The sequence below is a fragment of the Mycolicibacterium novocastrense genome, assembly GCF_001570485.1.
GTDB lineage: Bacteria > Actinomycetota > Actinomycetes > Mycobacteriales > Mycobacteriaceae > Mycobacterium > Mycobacterium novocastrense.
In genome coordinates this window covers 21,124-43,362 of record NZ_BCTA01000088.1, presented here as the reverse complement: position 1 = coordinate 43,362, position 22,239 = coordinate 21,124, and the positions used below count along the sequence as shown (strand labels likewise).

The following is a 22,239-nucleotide window of genomic DNA, read 5'->3' as shown; positions in this document are numbered from 1 at the left end:
CCGATATCGCACGACCGGGCCGGAAGGAACCCGGCACCACCTTCTGACCGTAAAACAACTCATGACGCAACCCCGAAGGATCCGACAGCGTCAAAAAGCCCAACACACCGCGGGCCGCGCAGTCCTCCTCGGTTCCCACCTCAAACCCAATGCCCCGCTTGTGCAGCAACTCCCCGGCAGCCTCAAGCGCATCCTCGCTGCCCACATCCCACCCCGCATACAGCATCCGGTTGCGGTCCCCGTGATGAACGGCGATCCGGTGATCCGCGTCGTCGATCCGCAACAGGACCGACCCACTGGACGCCTCAACCGCCTCCATCCCCAAAACCTCCGGACCGAACGCCAACCACTCCTTCGCATCCGGAGACTCCACACCCACATAACCCAACGCTTTCACCAACATGTGTAAAACCTCCTATGTTGACCCGACGTCGATGCGCATCGCGCCGGTGGCAAGTTCCAGCCCTCCGGACGGCTGGTTGAGGCCCCGCACGCCCAAGCCGCCGTCGCTGTTGATGACGACGCCGGTCACCGCTCGCGAGTTGTCTGCAGACGCGAGTAGCAGATACAGGCCGGCGTGATCGGCGGGCTGCTGCGCGTACTGCAATGGGTTTGTAGTACTCATAATGTCGGCGATGCCGGGCACCGATGACAACACGTCCTGACCCTGGCCGAGGTCCTCGATTCCACGCAGGCCCGTTACCGTGCCGCCTGGAGCGACGCCATTCACCCTGATCTTCGGCGCCAACTCGTAGGCCAGTTCACGCACTACGCCAACGACTGCGTGCTTGGAAGCGGTGTACAGCGGGCCGCCACTGGAGGCATAGAAGCCAGAGTTGGAGACGGTGAAGATCATGCTCGGGCCATCGCTTTTGAGGAGTTCAGGAACGGCGGCCCTGGCACCAAGGAGGTAGCCCTTTACATTGACCGCGAAGATCTCATCGAAGGCGCTGCTGAGGTCGGCTCCGTCGAAACCCACCAAAGGGGCAAAGTAATCGAAGATCCCAGCGTTGCCGACGAAGACGTCGAGCTTTCCGAACGCATCGACCGTTTCGCGCACCGCCATGACGTTGTCTGCATACGACGTCACGTCACCTGTTACCGCGATGAGCCTGCCGTCGGCGTTGCCGATGGTAGCCAGGTCGCCTTCCGAGCGATCCAGGACGCCCACGCATGCGCCCTCGGCCAAGAAACGCTCGACCACGGCCAAACCGATTCCGGCTGCCCCGCCGGTCACCAGGGCGACTTGCCCGGTCAACCAACTCAAAACTATCGTCCCTCCGGTGATGCGCAATGCTCTTGTTGCTCTGCATCTGCCCACCAGTGTCCTCGCCGCTGAATGGGGGTCTATCCGCGCAGCGCTGTCGAAGCTCCGATTCACGCGGGTCTCGATGCTCGGGCGAGGAGAGTGCGGGGGATGTCTACGCCAATGGTCCGATGGGATCGGAAGCCGCGTCCCAGACCACCCGCGGCAATGGACATGAGCGCGTGCCCGGATGTGCCTATGAGGACCTTTTCTCCGATGGGTGACACGACAAACCATGGGTTTCGAGGCGCGCCAACTCGTGACGCCACGCGATGGTCTCGTTGAAAGCGTTACCGAGATCAGGCAGCTCTGCTGCATCAGCGTCGGGCAAATCAGCCAGAGTGCCACCCGCAGAAGCGATCTGGAGCGACAAACGCGAGATCGTGTCGACGCTGATGGCCTGTAGTACGGCCCGCTCGACGGTGTCCGCAGCACTGGTGAGGCCGTGGGCACGGAGAACGACCACCGGCCGGTCTGCCATAGCAGCAACCATTTCCTGGGCTAGTTGCCGATTGCGCACCAATACGCCTCGCCGATAGACCGGCACGCCAGCCGCGGCGAGCCGAAAACCGGGTATGTCAAACGCTCCGACGATCGGTCGGACAGCCAGACCGGCGAGATCGGCGGCGACTACCGCCTCGGGGTGCGCATGAACCACAGCATTGACATCGCGGCGGGTGCGGAGCACTTCGGTGTGCAGTGGCAACTCGTTCGGCGGCTGGTAACCATCGTCGAGTTCTCCTTTGCCGCCCGCTGTACCGTCCAACGTGACCATCCGGATGTCCTCTGCGCTGGTGAACGCGAGCCCTCGCTCGCGCGGACCACGACATCGGATCAGCAGTCGATCTCGGTCGACGCGCAGGCTGATGTGGCCGAGGATGCCTGGCGCCAAGTCGCGCGCCGCCAGGACGCGACAGGCCAGCGCGATGGCGTGTCGTTCAGTGTCTAGCCCTGCACCCGAAGGGGTGGAGCTCATCGCCAACTCGGGGTTTCGGTGTCGACGCCGTCCTTGACGACGACAGCGAAGTCCGCGGATGCCTTACCCAAACTGCGATGGGTGGTGCTGGCAGCGCAGATGGCCATCCGGTTCGCCTCCTTAACCGTTCCTATAGGGCTTGGGCTGTTGAGGCCCCGAAGCAGAAGGCATCGTTAACCACGAGCCATCACTTCCACGCAGTTAGGCGCTACACCCAATAGCCTTACTGTATAACAGAGATCTACTCTGTAAAACAGAGACTCTGGTTTCGGTGTGGGCCTATTGTCGCCGACAGTCCGCGCAGGCGGCGCAACAACGACATTGAGACACGTACCCTTTCGCGAGCGGCGTCTCGGCGGCCCACGGTTCTGCCGGTTGCCTGGGCCAGAGGGTGGGCAGACATGCCCTCGTCCCAGGGTCACGGCCGACGACATCTTCCTTCGACCGTGGGGGTTCTCAGTGCAAACGTCGAGTAGGTCTGCGGATAACCCACACACCCGCCGAATCAAATTTCGCGTGCCTCACGTTCGACGCGCTAAACAGTGACTTCGCAGTTCGTCCAGGCGACGGCCATTCCCATCAGGGCGCGGGGAATGGGCTCATAGACGCTGGCCCATGGCGTGTTGCCGCCGACTGCGCCGACGGCACATATCCATGATCTCAGCTCGATGTTGCCAGAGTTGAGCAGGTCTTCGCTGGTCAGTTTGCTCAGCTCGTAGCCGTTTCCGGTAGCAAGGCACTTCAGGGTGCGTCGATCGAATTCGTCGTCGATTGAACCGTGAACGCGCGGCCCATCGTAGGCAGCCCATGGATAGCCGGCAGTGAAGTGTGAGAGCCCACCGGACGCGTAAAGACCTATCCTCTCGTCTGCAGGGCGGCGTGACCGCACGGCGTCGGCAATCGCGCGGCCGAGCGCGAAGCACCGTTTAGGCGACAACGACGGCACGTGAACGGCATTGAGGAATACCAACACCACTGGGATTTGGTGGTCTCCGAGAATATTGGCGACAATCTCGCCATGGGCGTGTGAGTGCAAGGTGGTCTCACGGAAATCGACAACGGTGGCGACGTCGAATCCGGCCTCGACGGTGTGCTCACTCAAGTCCCTACTGAGTTCGGGCGAACTTTTCCAAAACCGCGCGTCTGGCAAGAAGCGGTCAGACACTGTGAACCCATCTCCTGTGTGGATGGCTATCTGGGGCAGTGCCGAACCGTCGAAGTTTTCGTTCTGGTCATCACCGATGATGATCAGGCAATCCAGTCGGTCTTGTCTGATGCTGTCACGCAGCCTTTGAAGCCCGTTCTCGATGTGCGCGTAACGCGCCGCAGCGTCGTCGAATGGTTCTTCGTACCTGCCTGCAGGGTCAGGTGGTGTCTTACCGCGTCGCAATGTGTAGCTTTGCCTGTTCTTTATGCGGAAGCCTTCCCACCTGGGAGGCGGGATGAAAGTGAAGGCATGCGACGACGCGTAACCGGCTACAATCTCACCCACGATTTCTCCTCATCTGAAGTCACAGCGATACCTGGTGGGAGAGAACGACTTCGCGATCTTCGTAGGCCGACTGCAGGATGGCGAAACATACTTCTAGCGTCGCGCGCCCCCAGCGACCGTCGTGCTGAACAGGGCGGTCCTCAGTGATCGCCCGGTGTAGTTCAGCCAACTCTGCGGCCCTGCCCCGCATGGTGCGCGCGACCGGTATTTCCTGCAATCCGTTTTGCCCGTACACCACCAGCCCGTCGGGCGACTGCCTGATCGCGCCGCGTTCGCAGGACACCACGGTCAGGCCGAAGTAGGGGTGGTGGATGATCTCTCCGGGGGCGGAGTACCCCCACAGTTCCTGTGATTCTTCGGTCGTCGTCGCAGCACCGTAGCGGCCCTGTTCCTTCTGCGCTTCCAGTGCGACTTCAAGGTGGTCAGGGTTCTGACTGAGCGCAGCGAAGTTGCTGGCTACTCGCTGGTTGGCTTGGGGGCTGCGGCGGCCGCCGTCTTCTGCCACCCAGGAGTGCAACTCCGCGACGTCGAAGAAAGCTCGCGCGTCATAGACGAGCGTGGCGGAAGCTCCTGATTCGAATCCGAGATGACAGGTGTATCCCCCGACGCATTTCCGGACGTCGTCCCATATTGTCGACGCACGCACTGTTCTGGCCAAACCGCCGACTATTTGCCGCACGATATCGACCTGGTGGGGCCCCTGGTTGAGCACTGGCCCGCTGGTCGAGCGCAATTCCGAAGTCGGCCACGGTCGCCGGTTGAAGTCATTGAAGTTCCAGGTGTTGACCATGAGCAACTCGCCGAGATCGCCACTGCGTACAAGTTCGGCCATCGCTCGCACCGGCGCGTCAAAGCTGTGTGTGTGGCCGGCCATCAGCTGCACGCCCGCTGCCTGGGCCGCCTCGACCATTGCAGTGCAATCGTCGATCGACATGGCCAACGGCTTTTCGACGATCATGTGTTTTCCGTAATGCGCGGCCATCAGGGCATGCTCCCGATGCAGCTCGGGAGGGGTGGCGATGTAGACGACGTCCACGCTCGGGTCGGCACACAGTTGCTCTGCGTCGGTATAGGTGTGGCCTGCGAACTCGGTGGCGAAGCGGGCGAGCGAGTGGGACCGGGTATCCGCAGCCGCCACAACCCGATACGGCAGCGTCGACATGTCTGGGTACTGCTGGAAGATTCGGGCGACTGCCTGACCGATTCCGAGAAATCCCAGGCCTAGTTCGCGTGAAGCGACATCTGTCATGTGTGCGACCTAACTGAGGGCTATTGGACGACTGGGCATTAGAAGAAGATCGAAATCGCTCGTGGAAGAACGCTATGAGCCAGGGTGATGTCCCGGGCGGCCAGCAGCAGGCCCGAGTGCTTGTCTCGGCGTAGAACGTCTTGTCGTTTGCCGATGAAGAAGCTTTCGTGGCGTTCGTGGCGTACGAGAAACACCATGACGCTGGATCGGACGCTCAGCTCTTGATCGGATACATCGGTGACCAGGATGTCGCTGACAATGCGCTGAGTGATCGTGCGTGGAGTTTCCCCGGGGGCGAGCCCAGTAGCCAGCCGGGCAATTCTCAGCTTCAGCGATTCGTAGTCGTCGTTGAACAACAGAAACGGCGGTAGGCCGTCATCATCGTCGACCGGATGCGTGCTGGACTCTGGGAATGGCATCGTGTATCTGACATCCGGCGCCAATAAGCCCAGCCACTCGTCCAGCCGCCCATCATCGAGAAGCATGGTCTCCCGCGCATAGAATTCGTTTATTCGCAGCCGCAGTTCCACGTCCAACTGGCTGGTCTCCATGGCTAGGCCGGCTCCGTCATAGTTCGGTGCCAGTGCCGATAGAACTCGCGCTGGTAGGCTTCGCTGATCTGCGGCCTGACATTGCCGGGTAACTCCGCAACCAGCGACTCCATTGGTTCGACGTCCTGGCCGAGTGAGTAGTTGAACGGCACATCCCGGGCGACTCCGGTGTCAAGGGCGTCGGACAATCGTTCGAAGTTTTCGTGATCATCGGGCGTCACGAGACCGGCCGCCGATTGCCGCTGACTCAAGATGAAGACCATGCGTTCCTTGACAGCACGGGGCGCGGAGCTTTCCACCAGACACCACTCCCAAACCTCGGTCAACCGCGGTCCCCGAGGCTGCCACATGATGAATCCCCGACCGTAAAAGGCCGTGCCCATGCCAATCATGCTGAAGTTTGGGAAGATATTGGCTACGTGAAAGCTGTAGGGCTGCACGGGGGATGTCGCCAACCGCTCGTCTTGCAGGCGCTGCCGCTCGGTTAGCCAGTCGACTGCTTCGGTACCCAGCGTTTCGGCTTGGGCGAGATCGTCCTGATAGAAATTCTTACCGACTGCCAGTTGCAGCAACCCATGGGGCGCGCAGCCGTCGAGAACCACGCTGTAGTGCTGCCCCTCGTCTATCGAAAAGTTGATGCGGGCAGTCTGCCCAGCTTTCGACAGTGCGGAAACCGATCCGTGAGTGGCAGCGAAGTGATACTGGTCGCCGCCGAAGTTCTCGGCCAACAACTTCCAGTTGACGGGCATGAGGTAGCGGTGCAGGCCGGGAACGACCTGCAGGCCGTTGGGGTCACAGTCGAGTAGAAAGTTGTCGAGGTACCACAGCAGGCCCTCCCCCAGATATTCTTCCAGCGGCGGCGCCGACTGATCCCAGCAAGCAAAGATAAGTCCTTTGTAGGTAGCTACCCGGGGGGAGACGAGGCCCATGCTGGCCTTATCGAACTGCGGCCCGTAGGCGCTCCCGGCTAGCGGAACACTGCGCAGCCGTCCGGCAGTGTCGTAACTCCAGCCGTGATAGCTGCAGTGAAAGATGTTCGCGTTGCCCTTGTCGAACTGACAGACTTTATTGCCCCGGTGCCGACATTTGTTCAGCAGCACACGAACACGAGATTCCTTGTCCCGGCATACGATCACGGCGTCGTCGGCCATATAGGTTGTGCGGAAGTCACCGGGCTTGGGGATCATGGACTCGTGGCCGACGAATAGCCACGACCGCTTGAAGATGGAGTCGAGTTCCCGCTGGTACACCGCCTCGTCGTAGAAGGCCGAGGAGTCTATCGGCAGCGCCGAGCCGGTTTTGGAACCGATTGTCTCCATCAACGTTGCCCTCGGGACTCGCGATCACCTTGAAGATAATTGGTGAGGATTTGGTTGAACTCTTCCGGCCGTTCCCACTGCGGCCAATGGCCACAATCCTCCATCAATGCGAATTCAGCGCCGGGAATTAGCTCGGCTGCCCGCCGTCCGAATTCCACCGTCGCCGAGGGATTGTGACTCGTCCACAGCACGAGCGTGGGCCTGGTCAAGCTGGTCAATCGCTCAGCCGTGAGATTGTCCTCAGCAGTCGCCGCTGAGGGCGGCGCCGTCGCGTTCGTCAGTGCCGACCGCGATTCTTCGCTCTGGTAAAGTGCCCACCGCAGCGCCACCAGTTCATCGGTCAGGTCGCGGTCAGGGTGGTGGAAAAGCCAGGCCATCCTCTCCCGCACATTCGCCGGACTCGGGTCAGCCAGGAATTGCCGGGTGACCCGGGCAAGCTCTGCGCGCCCGGCAGCGGTGCGAGCCTCGGCATCGGCGCCGACCTCTAGCGTCAACCGCGCGCCGCACACGTAGATCAACCGGTCGACACGGTCGGGATGTTCCAACGCAGTCCACGCCGCGATCCAACCTCCTAACGACTCGCCCACCAGGTGGGCTCGGTCGATGCCTTCCTGGTCCATGTATCCGAGTAGGTGACTGACATAGTCCCGCCGCTTCGGGGCGACCTCACAACCACTGGTGAGACCGTGACCCAACAGGTCCAGCGCATGCACTCGGAAATGACGCGACAGCGCCGTTACGTTGCGGGCGAAGGCTTCGGCGTGACCGCCTCCCCCGTGCATGAGAATGAGGTCCGGACCTTCCCCTGCCTGAATTGTCCTGGTTCGGACGCCGTCGACATCTACGAAGCGTGTTTCCGCTCCAAGCAAGCTCACACAAATTGAAGCGTCTTTATGCAACCTTCGACGTCCTCTCAGCCAGTACAGTACCCAGTTTTTATCATACTTCCCGAATATCTGCAAGGTAGAAATTTAGGCTTCTGTGTAAATCGACCCTCGAAGGGGAGACGATGCCCACGTCAAGCGGGCGCAGCGGTGCGGCTGGCGACGCAAACTGTCGACCATCACATCGACACAGTTCTTCGCTGCGGTCGTGCAGCGTCGTATCAATAATTCTTTCTGTGCCGCAATGTCATTCGCACCTCGCGACAAACCCTGAACGCCACGCGGACTGCCACGTTTCACCAAGGTCGGACGCAACCTAGCCGACGAGCGAACGTTCTTCTCGGGAGTACTCACTACCTGAGTGCACCCGATAGACCCCTCAGTTGGAGCCGTGGATGCCAAGCGAGGACCGGTGAGTGGACGTCAGCACCGTAGCGGCGTCGACCGTCCTATACCCGGGGACCGATCAGGAGGTGCGCTGGCCACTCGGGTAGTTCTCCAAACAATCTATTAGTTCGTTCAGTCGTGCAAGCAGCTGCTGCCTGTGTCGCGGGTTGATACCGGCAAAGAGTCTCTGCAGAAAGTCGTAATGACCGGGCAGAAATTCGGTCATGAACTGATCGCCCTTCTTCGATATCGCGACCACAACCGAGCGCCGATCGCGGGGATTCACCTTGCGTGTGACAAAACCTGCCTTGGTCAGCGTGTCCACCACGCTCGTCAGGCTGGCTTGGCGTACAGAAATAGAATCGGCCAGTGCGCCCATCGTCATCGGCCCGTCGGCGCGCTTCAGGACGGTCAGAACGTTGAACTGGCTCATCGAGAGGTCTACCGGCGTCAACTCATCGACGGCGACCCGACCGAAGGCGGTCACAGCACGGTAGAGCGCAAGCGGGAGCGCCAACGAAGAGGGGTCGTGATCGGGTCCGGCTTCGCGGGTCTTGGCCGCGACCTGTTCGGCCATCGTCAACTTCTCGGTACTCATGAAGTCCCTTGCAACGTTGATCAGCGGTTCGGCAGACATCTCCACCCGGGTGCCGATCATACCGGCAAATGGTCGGTGGTCTTTCTTTCCGCTCACCGATATTCGACCCGTTAACAATTCAGTTAGCTATACAGCGTGACGGGGGTCGCACTCAAGACGTAGGGGTTCACTTCGGAGGCATCGACCGGATTCGCTGAAGAAGTTCTGTGCTTTCGGGGTAGGCACGGTCGCGAAACTCCGAGGCCGCAACACTTTGGAAGAAGTCCACGACGGGCTCAAGCGTCCTGCTGCGGATACCGGCGTTCGTCGCCATACTTTCCGCCAGCGCGGAGTCTTTCGTAATGGTGCTAGCGGGGGCGCGGTTCCTAACTGACTCGGTGTCGTGGCGGAAGTACGCCGCCGCCGTAGTGAGACCCGAGTCCCCCCCGCTGCACTCCGCGATCGCGTCGGCTACCTCGCCGGCATTCAATCCCATCGCCTCAGCGATTAAGAGGGCTTCCGCCGAAGCGAGATACCAGCTGTACTTGACGTGCTGGTTGAGAAGCTTGGTGGCATATCCCGCACCTCGATGGCCGCAGTACACCAAGGTGCGCGAGACGGCGGCGAGGACATCGGCATCAGGGCCGAGCACCCCGCTTGGCCCTCCGACCAGAACGGTCATGTTCGGCGCCTTTCGGCTGACGGGGCAATCGACAAAACGCCTCCCAGCCGCGTCGTAGGCCTGACCGATGATCGCTGCAACCTCGGGATTACAGGTCGACATATCCAGCAGGGCGGCCCCGTCGGCAAGGCCGGCCAGGACACCTCGCTCCGACCCGAGCGCCACCTCCAGCACCTGACTCGGCCCCGGGAGGAACGTCAAAACGACATCACATGCGCCGGCCAACTCACGCGCGTCCGCAGCAGCCTCGGCGCCTAGCTCGACAACTGGGCGTAACACGTCGGGCCGAATGTCGAAACAAACCACCGAATGGTCCGTCGCGAGAAGCGACGCCGCCAGCGCGGAACCCATGGCGCCCAAGCCGATCACGCCGACCCGCCTCATGACACCGACCACCGAATGTCAGGCCGTAAACCGACTACCGACACAGTCGGCGAATGCCGGCATCTGCGGCATGGTGGCTCAACATACGGCTATCCCAGCGCCGGATCGGCGAATCGGACACTGTTTCGCTTGGCCGCCTCAATGAGGGCCTTCACGTCACCCGGGCCGTTCGACGTTTCGTCCACGTCTGAGAAGAAATCCAGCGCGCCGCCCGGGCAAGACGAAGTCGTGATCCACCGGGCGCCGTCAGAGAGAACGCGATAGGCGTGCACGACGCCAGCCGGCACTCGAATCGCCTCACCCACCTGCAGGGTCGCTTCTTCGCCGCCGCGGCTTACCCACAGTTCGCCCTCCAGCACGACATAGCTTTCATCCCAGGGATGTTGGTGCGGCGGTGGGCCAGATGATTGCGGAGCGCGGACATCGAACATCTGGTACCCGTCGCCGACGAGAAGCGGGCGCATTTCCTCTGTCATCACACGCAGGGCGGTCACGTCATCGGCACGCCGCTTCGGTTGGAGCGAAGTAGACAATCCAGCTGCCCCCTCATCGGTCGCGGCCCATCGAATATGTTTAGAGAAGACTATATTTTGCCGTGCTGAAGGTCAAGGGTTCAAGGACATGGTCCGGCTTCATAGAATGATCGACAGGTTTTTAGCGAGTAAGACCGTTTGGTCGAGGAGTAGCCGGCGACGGCACAGTTGCCAGTCACCGGCGACGCGGCGCAACCGGTCCTTGCGCCGGCCGACCAGCAAATCAGTCTCATCGGCGACCCGGTTTCGATACACCAGGAACCGGCAACTCACATCGACTTCCGCGCCGTCTACTCCTTCAATACGCACGTTGGTAACCAGGTGTGACACTCGCGAGACGGGTTCCTCGGCCCAGTGCAGTCCAGTCATCAGCTGCTCCACCCGCAAAGCGACGGTCTCCTTTTTCTCGTCGAACCAGCAGATGTCGTGACCTTCCTGAGTCTGCTCCAGCTGCGCGAGGTCCTCGTAGGCGACGTTCACCCGCAGTGGAACGGAGTACTCGTAGTCCTCGGTGAGCAGACCGAGCCATTCGGAGTAACGTCGTTCGTCGAGCAGGTCGGCTTCCCGATAGAGGAAATCGGCGATTTCGGCCTGAAGCAGCAACTTCTCTACCGCATCCTGCCTCGTGGAAATTTCACCGCCCGTTGCACTCACGACCGTGCGGCTCTCTCGTCGGATTTGGCAAGTTCGATGAGTTGAGGCCACGAGAGGTTGTCAGTGAACTCGGCCCATCGCCGGTAAAAGGCGCGTGCATTCACCTCGCCAGCGATGGGCTGGTGAGAATGCACAGCCTGGTCGAGCGCACTGGGAGTTTCCATATCGAGACCCTGCTGATAGTTGTAGGGATAGCGCCGGGCTATCACGCCCTGGCTGGCCTGCGTCGCGTAATTCCAGTTCTCCATATCGTCTTGCTCCGTCATCCCTCCAGGACCCGAGTAGCGCATGTAATAGCGGCGCAGCCAGTCACGTACATCATCGGGTGCGTTCTTGTCGATGAGGTACCACCGCCACACTTCGGTTTCGGTGGGGCTGATCGGGTGTGACACCAGGATCGTCCGCGGAAAACCGGCGGAGAACGACATATTGGGGAACATCGTCGCTGGGCCACGTCCGCCGAGCAGTCTGCCCTGCGCCTGCAGTCGCTCCTTGCGGACCGCCCACGCCTGGGAGAAGTACTCACTCAAGGCCGGTTCTTCGGCGAACTCAGGATAGGGAATCTCATACGCCAGATTGTCCGACGCGCCATGGCCCATCCGAAACGACGTCTTCACACGGCCCTTCGAAAAACCACCCTGATCCTGTCGTTCACCGTGACGCCGGGAGTTTCTGCCACCCGGCCCGATACCCACCTGTTCAACCGAGGCATGGGTCGTCGCCCCGTGATAGGTATCGCCCAGAAAGTTTTCTGAAACGAACTTCCAATTCGATCTGATGCGCCACTTCTGCACTCCACGGAACACCTCGGTCGCGCCCTCGGTGCCATCGAAAGCATCAGCCAGGTTGTCCAGCCAATAGTGAAAGTCGCCGACATACTCGTCGAAATCCGGGGCGGCGGGGTCCCAGCACGCGAAGATCAGGCCCTTGTAATTGTGCACCTTGGCAGCCCTGACAAGTCCCCAACTCGCTTTGTCAAGGCCGTTGCCGTAGGCCATGCCCTGCTGCGGCACACCGTGCAAATCCCCTGGAGTGGACACCAGCGAGCCGTCCATCGAGTACGACCAGCCATGGTAGGGGCAGGTGAACTGCAGCGTACGGCCCTCGTCGTAGCGACACACCGCCATACCCCGATGTCGGCACGAATTGAGGAGGACATTCACATCACCTTGAGCGTCACGGGTCAACAGCACCGGATCCGAACCCATCCTCGACGAGAAGAACTGGCCCGGCGCAGACACCTGCGTGGCATGGCCCACAAACAGCCAGGCTCGCGGAAACAAATACTCCAACTCACGGTTGAAAATCGAAGCATCGGTGAAGATTTCGCGACTGATCTCCCCGCGATCGACATCGACGAGACTACGAGCGGTCGTGTCCGAACCGCCTGAAGTACTCATTTTTAACGTCATCGGTACCTTTCCTTTGCTGTAATGCCCGAATCACCCCGAGACAGCCGTAACTCAAATCACCACAAACCGTCACCGCGTCTGCCGGGCACCGATCTCACGCGTCGAAGTGGAAGTGGAGCCAGATCCTGATTGAGGATGCAATACACGAGAACTCATGTTGGTTGAGACTCAAGGACATTCGACGATCCGACTCGTCTCCACCATGCATCCGACCCCCTGATACTTGCGCCGTTCACGGCCGTCTCACTCAGGCCGTTTCGAGGCGTAGAGCCGAGACGGGGCAACTGCGAATCGCCGTGACAATCCGCGCCTCATCGCTCTCGGCTACCGTGTCATCAAGAATGACAACAGTTCCCGCATCACCGATGTCAAAGACGTCGGCCGCTGCAACGACACAGTTCGCGTAGCCCTGGCAGACCTCCACGTCCGCCTTGATAACACTCATTTGACCCCTTCTTGTCCTACAAACTTCTGATGAGCTTTGCTTTTGCCATCGAGGGCGATGGCGGCAATCCCTTGCGCCGCTTGCCGATCCCCGGCGAAGACACCGAATTGGAGATCTACGGTTTCTGCGCCAGCCTGGGCATGCTTGCCAGTCACCGTCCATCGCGCCTGCACCACGTCGCCCGGGTGAACCGAGGCACTCATCTTAAACGGACCCAGCTGCACCAACCTGCCGCGAAGGCCCATCCATCGACGAAGCCCGGTCTCGAAAAGAGTTTCCAGGCCACGAGTATTGAAGATGATGTCGGCAAGCCCCGCGGCATGAGCGGCCGCGGCGCTGTGGTGTATCCCGGAAAACATGCGATCCGCGGCAATGTTCATCACAATGCGCTGGTAAGTCAGGGCCAAGGCCGGCCCGCGCACTTGCGCACCGACCGTAACGTCGTCGAACTGAAGTGGCGTGTTCCAATCGACACCGGTATCGGCATCGTCCACTGAGCGCGTGCGGGGACCTCGGTCGCCCTGCTGGGCGCGGGCCGAAGTGCCGGGCTCAGGCCTGGAGGCGTCGTCTGGGTCGTAGTTGAAGACGGTATTTCGGTTGAGCGCCACCAGTTCTCCCGAAACCTTCACGTACTCCGACTCGTATTGCAGGAAGACTCCGGTACCCACCCGGGTGCGCTTCTGCTCTACCGAGATGATCGTCGTAGTCCCCTGCAACCTGTCCCCCAAGTACAGCGGTGCGTGGTACTGCCACTCGCTGCTGACGTTGACCGATCGGCTGAACGGCAGAGCCAGCGTGTCGGTGATGTTGCCCGTCATCTCCTGCCCGTCGACCAGATAGGGACTGGGCTGCCCGGGTGCCCAATACGGCGGCAGCCCCCACAGCGGAGTCATCGTCACCGGGGCCACAACGCCGAGGTACCCGTTCGCCTTCGCTGCCGCCTCGTCGTCATGCAGCGGACAGGAAAAGGTGAAAACCTCCAGTTTGCGGCGGATGTCGTTCTGCGTCACCGAGTCGGCGCCCCGGAATCCGATCTTCTCACCGACACGATCGCGTAACTCGTCAGCGGCGGCCATTGCCCCGCACTTCCGCAGCGGGCAGCCGAAATGCCGGCAGCACAACATCATCGGCGACGTGCACATAGACAACCTCGACGGCCGCATCAACCAGCATCGCCGTCCGGTCGGCAACTACGCCCACCATCCGTGCCACCATCCGCACACCCTCATCCATTTCGACGACGGCGCACACGAACGGGACGGCCTGGTCGAACCCGGGATGCAGCGCGCGGTGAATAACCGTGTGGCTGAATACCACTCCCCTGCCCGACGACCTCTGCCAAGACCAAGCGTCACTGCCGCAGCGCGCGCACGTCAGGCGAGGAACGTGACGCCAACGGCCGCACCCTGAACAACGCTGAAACGACAGCTCTTCACGTCGGCAATGCTCATAGAACTGGGCCGTGAGACCCTCCAGGGATGGCAACGGCGGTGCTGCGACATCCGGTCCCGTTCGTGTCACATCGGTCCCCTTGTGAACCGGCCAGTCACAACGCTGTCACCGACGCAATATCGCGAGAGCACCTGAACCCCATCCGCCGCCCATACCGGTCACTACCGCCAACTCCGCATTGTGGACCTGCCGCTCCGCTAAGCCCCCGCGCAGTTGCCGCACCGCCTCGACCAGATTGTTCATGCCTTGCACGTGGGCTTCGGATAACAAACCGCCGTTGAGATTCGTGGGCAACGAACCGTCAGCGGCGATACATCCGTCGAGAACGAAATCCGCTGCTTCGCCTGGCTTACAGAACCCGGCCGATTCGATCTGCCGCAACACGTTGACAGTGAAACTGTCGTAAACCTCGAGCAGATCGATGTCAGACGGGGTGACACCAGCGTCGGCAAATGCGCGCGGCGCCGCCTCGGCAAGCCCAATCTCCAATGGGTCGGCCCTGTTGGCGAACTCATCGACGGGAAATGGGCGACCTTCGGCCACACTCATCACAAACACCGGCCGGTGCGGGCCGTCAGCCGCACATTCGGCCGCTGATACCACCACCGCCGCTGCGCCGTCGGTCTCCAGACTGCAATCGAACAAACGAAACGGCGTACTGATCGGTGGAGCGTCGAGATACTCCTGCATCGTCAGCTCACGGCCGCACATCACCGCATTCGAGTTGAGCTGCGCGTTAGCACGAAACGCGACTGCCACCGCCCCCATCGCTTCAGGCGGCACGTCATACTTGCGGACGTATCGGTCGGCCACGAGCGCATACTGGTGCACGGCCGACACCGCGCCCTGTGGCGCGTAATAGTCCCGGACAACCTTGCCTATCGCCATGTCCGCGCTCGATGCCATCCCGCGGGCACGCGGACCTGAGTACCCACACCAGCCCGCGGGAATGAGGACATGCCGCGCGACGCCCGACCAAACCGCCATCGCCGCAGTTGCCAGGGCCGCCACACTTGCCGCGCCTCCGGTATGGGAAGTCACCGCGTAACGAACATGCGTCAGGCCGAGATTCGCGATGAAATCTTCGGCCGTGCCACCGTTGATCGGGCAGATGAGCCCATCGATCTCGCCAGCCGACAACCCGGCATCCACGATCGCGGCATGGGCCGCTTCGAGTTGCAGGCCAAGGTCCGTTGCCGACTCAGTGCCATCACGACGGTAGGCCGTATGACCAACGCCGACGATGCAGGCCTTGTCGCGCAGCGAACTCAATGCCCGGGAACCTCTCCGTCAACGTCGACCGCCCCGACGACGCCACTCGATACCAGCGCCTCGTACTCCGAGTCGGCCATGCCGAGCCACTCGGTCAGCACCTCTTGGCCGTGGATCCCGAGACCGGGCCCAGTGCTGCGCACGGATCCGGGAAAGTTCGTCAGCCTTGGTACCACCCCGGTGACACGGACCGGACCCAATTCCTGGTCGGCGACCTCGACCAGGCTCTGGCGAGCCGCGAACGTGGGACTGGAGAACATCTCTGCCGGCGTGAAGATCCGCGCAGCCACGACACCCGCACTCGCGCAGGCCTTTTCGACGATATCGGAGTTGTTTTCGGCGAACCACTGGCGAACCATCTCGCCGAGCTCCTCGCGGTGCAACATCTGCAGTTCCTGAGTCGCGTACTTCGGATCATTGCGCAGAGTCGTGCCGCCCAGCAGTTCGAGCAGGCTCTGCACTGACCGAACGGTGCCGGTCGCCACGGTGTACCACACCCCATCGCCACTGAGATACGTGTCTGACACCGGTGACGGGCTGACCTGAAACTGGTTGCCCTGACGCTCGGCAACAAAGTTCAACTGGTCATAAAGGATGACCTGCCAGTCGATACCACGAAACAGTGATTCGTAGAGAGCCAGGTCGATACATTCCCCATCGAAGCGATCCCCGATCGCTTCGCGTTTGAACAGTGCTCCGGCAACAGCGAACGCACCCATGATTCCTGTCGTGACATCGCCCAGGGAGAAACCGAAATGCGTCGGTGGCCGGTCAGGATGCCCGGTGATGTGTACCGCTCCGCTCATGGCCTCGCCGACCCGTCCGTATCCCGGCTTTGCGCTCTCCGGGCCGATCTGGCCATACCCAGAAATCCGCAACATGATCAGCCGCGGGTTCGATGCGTGCAGCTCCTCCCATCCCAGTCCCCAACGCTCAAGCGTTCCCGGGCGGAAGTTTTCGATCACCACGTCGGCGCGTTCGACCATTTTGCGCACCAGCGCTTGCCCCTCGGGGAGACGCAGATCGACAGCGACGCTTGACTTGTTCCGCGCCGCGGACTTCCACCAAAGGGGCACTCCGTCTTTACGAGGACCGGACCTACGCAACATGTCCCCCGAGCCGGGGTCTTCGATCTTGATGACCTGTGCTCCGAAGTCGCCGATCAGCGACGCAGCGAAAGGCGCCGCGATCACATGCCCCAACTCGAGGACTGTCAGACCGTCGAACAGACTCTCCATATTGGCAGACACTTAACTCCTTTGGTGGGGCGGCGTGACAATCGACGGCGCGATACCGGTCGTGCTATGCCGATGGGTCGATCAGAATTTTTACGTGTGCATCGCGGTTGACGCGCAGTTCCTCGAGACCCTGACTGACCACGGCATCCAACGGGATCTCGTCGGTGATGAGTTCACCAAGGCTGATCGCCCCCGTAGCTAGTAAGTCAAGAATCGCCGGAACCTGCCTTTGCGCTTCGTAACAGAATGAAAAGCCAATATCTGCTTCGCGCATGACGCTTCGATTGATGTCGATACCAGCCGGGGCCTCCCAAATCGCCACGACCATCAATCGACCGCGGGGGCGCAGCACGCCCAACGCCGCATCAAGCGCGGGTTGTACGCCCGCAGCGTCGAAGGAGACATCGACGCCGTTTCCGTTCGTCAACGTCCGAACCACCTCAACTGCATCCTCGACCAGAGGATCGATTACGCGCGTAGCCCCGACCCGGTGGGCGGCAACGCGGCGTGTCCCCGAAACCTCACTGACGATGACCTGAGTCGCACCTTGAGCAAGGCAGAATTGCACAAGGGCAAGGCCGATCGGGCCGGCACCGGCGATGAAGACGGTCTCACCAGATGCCAGCTGGCTACGGCGAACAGCGTGGTACGCCGACGCGATCGGTTCAACGACGGCAGCCTCGGCGAGACTGATCTCATCCGGGATGCGAAACAACGCCTTCGTCGGCAACGACGCGTAGCGGGCAAGCGCTCCGTTGACAGCGAAGCCGATGAAACCGACTGCTCCGCAGAGTGCTTCAGCGCCCTGTTTGCAGAAGCCGCATTCACCGCAGCCGAAAACGCCGACGCCGCAAACCCGGTCACCTTCGGTGAACTCGCGCACGCCGGACCCGACGCCGACCACCGTCCCGGAATATTCGTGTCCAATGACGACCCCTGGCGCAGCATGCATCGGACCGGCGATGTACTCATGCAGGTCTGTGCCGCAGATCCCCGCTCGGGCCACCTCGATGACCACTTCGCCCGCACGTGGACTCGGGTCGGGAAGCTCTTCAATCCGCACGTCTTCGCGACCGTGATAAATAGCTGCGCGCACCTACCGGCCTACCTTAAGGACAGACCCAAATTCGCTCGGCCACAACGTTCGTGGGCCGGAGTTTCGGCGGAGGCGCCGCCGTAATGATGTCAAGCTCACCGGCACCTTAGATCCAGAATGACAGGTTGTGCGTGGGCAACGTGGTGTGATCCAGCAGGATCTCGCGCTGGACCAGTTTCAAACCCGTCTCGTCGCGACGAATAATGTCTCGGCGCTCGGCAGCGACTGTCTCCACCTTAGGCTCGTCTGCGCGCGTGCGCACCAGCAACGCATTCGACGTCACACGGTACTCATCGCCGTCCTCACCAGACCTGACCCTGACATTGGTGATGAAGTGCCGGATCCGCGACGGAGGATCCTCAGCCCAATCCGACGACGTTCGGTGCCGCTGAATACGCATCTTCAGACTCGTGTAGTTATCACTCAGGTGCATAGAGCGCTCAGAGAACCCCGGGCCACCTGCTCTGCGAAGCGTCTGACGGACGCGCGCGAAATAGTGCACATCCGGTGCCAGCAATTCCAGCCACTCTTCGAACTCATCGCGATCCAACAGATCGGCCTCGTCGAAAAGGAAGTCTTCGATTTCCTCGCGCACGTCGCGCGAAACCCTCGCAGCCTGAGGTGGATCCTGCGGCACCGTTGACGTCATACGTTCTCATCCCTTCTCGGTGTGGCCAGATAGTCGAAGTACTGCTTCCAGTACTCGCGCTGATTCTGTTCGGCGTAGCCACTGGCCAACGGTCGTCCCGGGCCCAGCCACGTTGGATCAGGAGCCAGATTGTCCAATCCCATCTCCAGGTTCAGCTCCACACCACCAGCCAACTCGCCCCGCGTTCCCTTGGTAATAGCCTGAAATATTTCAGCGTCATCCTGCTCGAAAACACCTGCCACCCCGAACGTCCGAACATAAGTCTCAAACGACTGCTGCTTGAACTCTTCGGGCGCGTTGCGCTCCACGAAGAACCACGACCACACCTCCATACGAGCTGCGTCCAAGGGACGCCATTGCCGCAAGGTCAGAATGGGCATCGGCATAGACTGCCCGTCCTTGGCGATGAAGGCGTTCAAGAAGGACAAGTTCGGGAACACATTGCCATGAATGAACATCGTCCGTTTCAGCAACTCGCCATGGACGTCATCGCCGTAACCCTCGCTGAGACCGGAGACGACTTCCTCGGGATAGCCCATGTACGGCGGTGCGGGTATGCCGGGTGGTGCGCCTAGAACGCCCGCCCCGTGCCCGCCCGATAGGCTGACGTGGGCCGGCGAAACGGCCACATTATCGGGCGGTAACAACCCCAGCTCGCACATCGAACGGTGCGTCATCACCGTGTGATAGCCGTCCCCAACAAAGTTATCGGCGCCGGTCTTCCAGTTCGCGTCAATCACCCAACGCTGCGGGGCACCCCACGCCTCAAGGCCGGCCGGGCTCTTCTTCATCATCAAATCGAGATACCAGCGCATGTCCCCGAGGTACTCATCCAGTCCCGGCGCCTCATCCGACACACACCCGAAGACAAGGCCCGCGTACGAGTCCAGCATCGGCAGAGCGCGCAACCCTAGCCGACTCTTGTCGAACGCAGCACCGTACACTGCCTGCTGCGCAGGTATCGCGATGAGATCACCGTTGTTTCGATAGGTCCAACCGTGGTACGGACACTGGAACGCCGACTCATTCCCAGACTCGGTTCGGCAAAGCAGCGTGCCGCGGTGCCGACACGAGTTCGACATCGCCCGAATCGTCATATCCTGCTGCCGCGCGACAATAATTGAGTTATCAGCGATGTAGCGCACTACATAGTCACCCGCATTGGGGATCTCGTCTTCGTGGCAGAGAAACTGCCAGGTCCTACCAAATACTCGCTTCAATTCGAGCTCGTAAAGCGCTGCATTAGCGATGAGAGACGCAGGGAGGCGACCCTTTAGGATGGAGCCGCGCGCATTCTCTAAGGTTCGCATTGTCGTCGCATCAGGCGCCATCGAATCCACCGGGCGCACCTTCCTATCGATTTGTGCCCGTAGAACGTGAGCACTCATGTGGGCTACACCACACGGAAGCTTACATAGGATGACAACTGTTTGCAAGCTATTATTTAGGCCACCGCGGTAACGGCGGTATCAGCCGGCATCCCCTCGCAGACCGACGTCTGCCACCCAGGACTCCAACCGAACAGAGTTCTTCTCGACAGTCGCGGCCCTTGGTCCACCAATCCCGCCATCTGACCCGACTTCTGCAGTACCCCACAGCGACCCTGGCAAGTTGCAGGTTCGCTAGGCCGGACTGAGAGTCGTTCGTTGAGCGATCCGGCCGCGGCTTTCATTCAGTGTTTGGCGGCGGCGCTGACTCTTGCTATCGCATCGCGCAGCGCCCTCAGTTCATTACCCTCAAGTGCCGCAAGCGCTTCGGGAGCCGGGTCGTCGACCGCATTGATGGTGGCCACCATCGACCAGCCGGCGTCGGTCAGTGATACCACTTTGTACCGCCGGTTGGTGGGAATAGTCTGACGCATGACTAGGCCGCGGTCCTCCAGATCGTTGACGGCCACCGTGGCCGCCGGGGGATCGATTGTCACGGCGTGCGCGACCTCTTTGACGGTCATCGACCCGCGGGACAGCCGGAGCAGTATCCGGATGCGACTGAAAGGTAGGCCCGTCTGGTCGACGGTCGCTCGCCTCCAACTGTCGCGGTTGTCGGTGACCAGTGCGGTCATCGCGCGCCAGACCTCGTCCGCTTCCGGATTACGCGACATCGGCAGCCTCCCGTCGCGGATCGGTTCCTGCGATCAGCGGCGCCAGATGCTCTGCTGAGCGCAGCGCGCGCTTCGACGTCGAGTAGACACCGAGCGTGAAGATCAGCACACCAACTCCAGCGAACACTAGCCATAGGGGCTGGGCGGAGACCGCGAAATCGACGTTGGTGTCGCCCAATGCCGCACCAGCGACCGGGCCACATATGGCCACACCGATGGCGACGCCCACCTGTCGGCTCGTGGATGTGATAGCCGCCGCCGCACCGGCGCGGTCGGTCGGCATACCGCTGACGGCCGCGGTTGTGACCGGTGCGTTCACCATCGAAGTACCGACGCCGAAAACCGCAAAGGCGACCAGCATTCGCCATTGCGGGGTAGCGTCGCTCATCTGCGCGAGCATGAGAGTCGCGGCGACGATCAATGCGCCGGCGATCATCAGCGACGGTCTGGCACCAAATCGCCCCACCAGCCGGCCAGACAAGGGCGAGAAGATGAATGCGCCGACGGCCACGGGCAGAAACATCAGCCCGGTATTCACCGCTGAAAGCCCGCGCTCCCCTTGCAAATAGATTGACATCATGAACAGGAACGCGCCCCATGCAGCGAATGCGCACACCGCGATGGCCGTCGCCGAAGCAAACGGGATGCTGCGGAAGAATCGGAGCTCGACGAACGGGTCGAGGCGGCGTGACTCGTAGCGCAGGAATGTCGCGAAGGCCAGCGCTGCGAGGCAACAGCTAACGACGACGCGGGTGTCGGTCCAGCCCATCCCTGGCCCTTCGATGAGCACGAACACCAGTCCGAACAGGAAGGCCATGCCCAGGACCAAGCCGATCAGGTCGACGTGGCGCATGGTGACCGACTTGGATTCGGGAACGAAGATCGCGGTCAACAGCACCGCAAGCGCGCAGATCGGCACGTTGATCCAGAACACTGCTCGCCAGTCAACATACTCGAGAAGTATTCCGCCCATGATCGGACCCAAGGCCATCGAGATGCCTACGACGCCCCCCCATATGCCGATGACGCGCGCGCGCTCCACTCTGCCGGTGAACACCTGCGTGACGATCGACAACCCAGCAGGAGTGAGCATCGAACCGCCGATCGCCTGCAGGAAGCGGGCGCCGATCAGCGTTTCGACGTTGGGAGCCACGCTGCACAGTAGGGAGGCCGACGCAAAGATTGTCAACCCGATCTGCAACGTACGCCGCCGACCGAATCGGTCGGCCATGGCACCCGAGAGCAGCAGTAGCGAGGCCACCATCAAGGTGTAGATGTCAATGACCCACTGCATTTGCGAAGGCGACGCCGAAAGGTCGGCGCGGATGCTCGGGATTGCAACGTTGGCGATGGTCACGTCGATCGACACAATGAGCACGCTCAGGCAGCAGGACGCCAGGACGAAGGCCTTGTGCCGGCGGCTCAGTCGTTCGACAACAGTTTCATTCACACAACTATTTTGAAACTACAACTGATGCTAGTGCAAGTCGGCGTGTACCAGTCGATTGCCTGCTGCCCGACCCGACGCCGGACATAGCCGCCGCCGCGGGCATCGGAGGGGTTCCGGGGGAAACAGCCGC

Annotated in this window: 22 protein-coding genes and 1 pseudogene; all 23 read right to left on the bottom strand. The window is 61.3% G+C overall.

What is annotated here, in order from left to right; translation table 11 throughout:
* Nucleotides 1-403, bottom strand: a pseudogene (locus tag RMCN_RS26765) (VOC family protein); the annotation flags it as partial.
* A gap of 12 nt (nucleotides 404-415) precedes the next feature.
* A complete protein-coding gene (gene hcaB, locus RMCN_RS26760; RefSeq protein WP_131808611.1) occupies nucleotides 416-1,267 on the bottom strand; it encodes a 3-(cis-5,6-dihydroxycyclohexa-1,3-dien-1-yl)propanoate dehydrogenase in 852 nt (283 codons plus the stop codon).
* A 235-nt stretch (nucleotides 1,268-1,502) separates the two neighbouring features.
* Nucleotides 1,503-2,282: a 3,4-dihydroxyphthalate decarboxylase gene (locus tag RMCN_RS26755; protein ID WP_011559089.1), complete on the bottom strand. Its 780-nt coding sequence runs from the start codon at nucleotides 2,280-2,282 to the stop codon at nucleotides 1,503-1,505.
* Nucleotides 2,283-2,817: 535 nt separating this feature from the next.
* A complete protein-coding gene (locus RMCN_RS26750; protein ID WP_067395741.1) occupies nucleotides 2,818-3,774 on the bottom strand; it encodes a DODA-type extradiol aromatic ring-opening family dioxygenase in 957 nt (318 codons plus the stop codon).
* A 19-nt stretch (nucleotides 3,775-3,793) separates the two neighbouring features.
* Nucleotides 3,794-5,023 carry a Gfo/Idh/MocA family protein gene (locus RMCN_RS26745; RefSeq protein ID WP_067395738.1) on the bottom strand — a complete coding sequence of 410 codons (1,230 nt, stop codon included), beginning with the start codon at nucleotides 5,021-5,023 and terminating at the stop codon, nucleotides 3,794-3,796.
* A gap of 38 nt (nucleotides 5,024-5,061) precedes the next feature.
* Nucleotides 5,062-5,574: an aromatic-ring-hydroxylating dioxygenase subunit beta gene (locus RMCN_RS26740; RefSeq protein WP_067395735.1), complete on the bottom strand. Its 513-nt coding sequence runs from the start codon at nucleotides 5,572-5,574 to the stop codon at nucleotides 5,062-5,064.
* A 2-nt stretch (nucleotides 5,575-5,576) separates the two neighbouring features.
* Nucleotides 5,577-6,893: an aromatic ring-hydroxylating oxygenase subunit alpha gene (locus RMCN_RS26735; protein ID WP_067395733.1), complete on the bottom strand. Its 1,317-nt coding sequence runs from the start codon at nucleotides 6,891-6,893 to the stop codon at nucleotides 5,577-5,579.
* On the bottom strand, nucleotides 6,893-7,792 hold the full coding sequence (locus RMCN_RS26730) for an alpha/beta fold hydrolase (protein ID WP_067395731.1): 900 nt from the start codon (nucleotides 7,790-7,792) through the stop codon (nucleotides 6,893-6,895). The genes RMCN_RS26735 and RMCN_RS26730 overlap by 1 nt, the downstream gene beginning before the upstream one ends.
* A gap of 451 nt (nucleotides 7,793-8,243) precedes the next feature.
* A complete protein-coding gene (locus RMCN_RS26725) occupies nucleotides 8,244-8,762 on the bottom strand; it encodes a MarR family winged helix-turn-helix transcriptional regulator (RefSeq protein ID WP_036348802.1) in 519 nt (172 codons plus the stop codon).
* Nucleotides 8,763-8,928: 166 nt separating this feature from the next.
* Entirely contained in the window at nucleotides 8,929-9,807 is an 879-nt protein-coding gene (locus RMCN_RS26720; protein WP_067395728.1) for an NAD(P)-dependent oxidoreductase, read from the bottom strand.
* Nucleotides 9,808-9,896: 89 nt separating this feature from the next.
* Nucleotides 9,897-10,340 carry a cupin domain-containing protein gene (locus tag RMCN_RS26715; RefSeq protein ID WP_011559081.1) on the bottom strand — a complete coding sequence of 148 codons (444 nt, stop codon included), beginning with the start codon at nucleotides 10,338-10,340 and terminating at the stop codon, nucleotides 9,897-9,899.
* Between the two features lie 99 nt (nucleotides 10,341-10,439).
* Nucleotides 10,440-10,994, bottom strand: coding sequence for a 3-phenylpropionate/cinnamic acid dioxygenase subunit beta (locus RMCN_RS26710; RefSeq protein ID WP_067395725.1), 555 nt, complete (start codon nucleotides 10,992-10,994; stop codon nucleotides 10,440-10,442).
* Complete coding sequence (locus RMCN_RS26705; protein WP_067395722.1) at nucleotides 10,991-12,406, bottom strand: aromatic ring-hydroxylating oxygenase subunit alpha; 1,416 nt, start codon at nucleotides 12,404-12,406, stop codon at nucleotides 10,991-10,993. Before RMCN_RS26705 ends, RMCN_RS26710 begins: the two co-directional genes overlap by 4 nt.
* A 247-nt stretch (nucleotides 12,407-12,653) precedes the next feature.
* Entirely contained in the window at nucleotides 12,654-12,851 is a 198-nt protein-coding gene (locus RMCN_RS26700; RefSeq protein WP_043416400.1) for a ferredoxin, read from the bottom strand.
* On the bottom strand, nucleotides 12,848-13,927 hold the full coding sequence (locus RMCN_RS26695) for an FAS1-like dehydratase domain-containing protein (RefSeq protein ID WP_067395719.1): 1,080 nt from the start codon (nucleotides 13,925-13,927) through the stop codon (nucleotides 12,848-12,850). The genes RMCN_RS26700 and RMCN_RS26695 overlap by 4 nt, the downstream gene beginning before the upstream one ends.
* The gene (locus RMCN_RS31910; protein WP_067395718.1) at nucleotides 13,914-14,372 is read right to left on the bottom strand and encodes a Zn-ribbon domain-containing OB-fold protein; all 459 of its coding nucleotides are present in this window, start codon (nucleotides 14,370-14,372) and stop codon (nucleotides 13,914-13,916) included. The genes RMCN_RS26695 and RMCN_RS31910 overlap by 14 nt, the downstream gene beginning before the upstream one ends.
* 36 nt (nucleotides 14,373-14,408) lie before the next feature.
* Entirely contained in the window at nucleotides 14,409-15,575 is a 1,167-nt protein-coding gene (locus RMCN_RS26685; RefSeq protein WP_067395717.1) for a thiolase C-terminal domain-containing protein, read from the bottom strand.
* On the bottom strand, nucleotides 15,572-16,825 hold the full coding sequence (locus tag RMCN_RS26680) for a CaiB/BaiF CoA transferase family protein (protein WP_067395716.1): 1,254 nt from the start codon (nucleotides 16,823-16,825) through the stop codon (nucleotides 15,572-15,574). Before RMCN_RS26680 ends, RMCN_RS26685 begins: the two co-directional genes overlap by 4 nt.
* A gap of 52 nt (nucleotides 16,826-16,877) precedes the next feature.
* Nucleotides 16,878-17,909 (bottom strand): 2,3-butanediol dehydrogenase, encoded by a 1,032-nt coding sequence (locus tag RMCN_RS26675; RefSeq protein WP_067395715.1) that lies wholly within the window; start codon nucleotides 17,907-17,909, stop codon nucleotides 16,878-16,880.
* 106 nt (nucleotides 17,910-18,015) lie between these two features.
* Nucleotides 18,016-18,558 (bottom strand): aromatic-ring-hydroxylating dioxygenase subunit beta, encoded by a 543-nt coding sequence (locus RMCN_RS26670; RefSeq protein WP_067395714.1) that lies wholly within the window; start codon nucleotides 18,556-18,558, stop codon nucleotides 18,016-18,018.
* Nucleotides 18,555-19,946, bottom strand: coding sequence for a Rieske 2Fe-2S domain-containing protein (locus RMCN_RS26665; protein ID WP_067395707.1), 1,392 nt, complete (start codon nucleotides 19,944-19,946; stop codon nucleotides 18,555-18,557). Before RMCN_RS26665 ends, RMCN_RS26670 begins: the two co-directional genes overlap by 4 nt.
* A 284-nt stretch (nucleotides 19,947-20,230) precedes the next feature.
* Nucleotides 20,231-20,659 (bottom strand): MarR family winged helix-turn-helix transcriptional regulator, encoded by a 429-nt coding sequence (locus RMCN_RS26660; protein ID WP_013470368.1) that lies wholly within the window; start codon nucleotides 20,657-20,659, stop codon nucleotides 20,231-20,233.
* The gene (locus RMCN_RS26655) at nucleotides 20,649-22,109 is read right to left on the bottom strand and encodes an MFS transporter (RefSeq protein WP_067395704.1); all 1,461 of its coding nucleotides are present in this window, start codon (nucleotides 22,107-22,109) and stop codon (nucleotides 20,649-20,651) included. The genes RMCN_RS26660 and RMCN_RS26655 overlap by 11 nt, the downstream gene beginning before the upstream one ends.
* Nucleotides 22,110-22,239 lie beyond the last annotated feature (130 nt).

Bases quoted from the DNA above. Each gene is read 5' to 3' on its own strand.
- RMCN_RS26755 (WP_011559089.1), bottom strand. From the start codon at position 2,282: ATGAGCTCCACCCCTTCGGGTGCAGGGCTAGACACTGAACGACACGCC.
- RMCN_RS26745 (WP_067395738.1), bottom strand. From the start codon at position 5,023: ATGACAGATGTCGCTTCACGCGAACTAGGCCTGGGATTTCTCGGAATC.
- RMCN_RS26740 (WP_067395735.1), bottom strand. From the start codon at position 5,574: ATGGAGACCAGCCAGTTGGACGTGGAACTGCGGCTGCGAATAAACGAA.
- RMCN_RS26735 (WP_067395733.1), bottom strand. From the start codon at position 6,893: ATGGAGACAATCGGTTCCAAAACCGGCTCGGCGCTGCCGATAGACTCC.
- RMCN_RS26725 (WP_036348802.1), bottom strand. From the start codon at position 8,762: ATGAGTACCGAGAAGTTGACGATGGCCGAACAGGTCGCGGCCAAGACC.
- RMCN_RS26720 (WP_067395728.1), bottom strand. From the start codon at position 9,807: ATGAGGCGGGTCGGCGTGATCGGCTTGGGCGCCATGGGTTCCGCGCTG.
- RMCN_RS26705 (WP_067395722.1), bottom strand. From the start codon at position 12,406: ATGACGTTAAAAATGAGTACTTCAGGCGGTTCGGACACGACCGCTCGT.
- RMCN_RS26700 (WP_043416400.1), bottom strand. From the start codon at position 12,851: ATGAGTGTTATCAAGGCGGACGTGGAGGTCTGCCAGGGCTACGCGAAC.
- RMCN_RS26695 (WP_067395719.1), bottom strand. From the start codon at position 13,927: ATGGCCGCCGCTGACGAGTTACGCGATCGTGTCGGTGAGAAGATCGGA.
- RMCN_RS26670 (WP_067395714.1), bottom strand. From the start codon at position 18,558: ATGACGTCAACGGTGCCGCAGGATCCACCTCAGGCTGCGAGGGTTTCG.
- RMCN_RS26665 (WP_067395707.1), bottom strand. From the start codon at position 19,946: ATGAGTGCTCACGTTCTACGGGCACAAATCGATAGGAAGGTGCGCCCG.
- RMCN_RS26660 (WP_013470368.1), bottom strand. From the start codon at position 20,659: ATGTCGCGTAATCCGGAAGCGGACGAGGTCTGGCGCGCGATGACCGCA.